Source organism: Megasphaera sp. AM44-1BH, from assembly GCF_003467125.1.
Taxonomy (GTDB): Bacteria; Bacillota; Negativicutes; order Veillonellales; family Megasphaeraceae; genus Megasphaera.
On the sequence record NZ_QSFA01000056.1, the window covers coordinates 1 to 566 of the forward strand.

The 566-nt window shown below is 54.6% G+C and carries 1 pseudogene; it reads left to right on the forward strand.

What is annotated here, in order from left to right:
• Window positions 1-566: pseudogene (locus tag DW949_RS13550) on the forward strand (pyruvate:ferredoxin (flavodoxin) oxidoreductase); the annotation flags it as partial.

The window sequence follows — 566 nt, forward strand, 5'->3', positions numbered from 1 at the left end:
CGCATGATCATTGCCATGGGCTCTTTGTGCGATGCGACGAAGGAAACTGTCGATTACCTCAACGCCCACGGAGAAAAGACGGGCCTCCTTTCGGTCCATCTCTATCGTCCGTTCTCACTTAAATATTTCTTCAAATATATCCCGGAAACGGTCCGGAAAATCGCCGTCCTGGACCGCACAAAGGAACAGGGCTCCCTGGCAGAACCGCTCTATCTCGATGTCACCCAGGCCTACAGCGGCGTAGAAAACGCACCGCTCATCGTAGGCGGCCGTGCCGGCCTCGGCGGCAAGGATACGACACCGACCCATATCCTCAGCGTCTTCGAAAATCTGAAACAGGATACGCCGAAGGACCATTTCACCGTTGCCATTACCGACGACGTAACCAATACGTCCCTGCCAATCACCCAGGATATCGATACGACACCGGCTGGCACGACGGCCTGCAAATTCTGGGGCCTCGGCAGTGATGGTACGGTCGGCGCCAACAAGTCGGCTGTCAAGATTATCGGCAACCATACGAACATGTATGCCCAGGCATATTTTGCCTACGATTCCAAGAAATC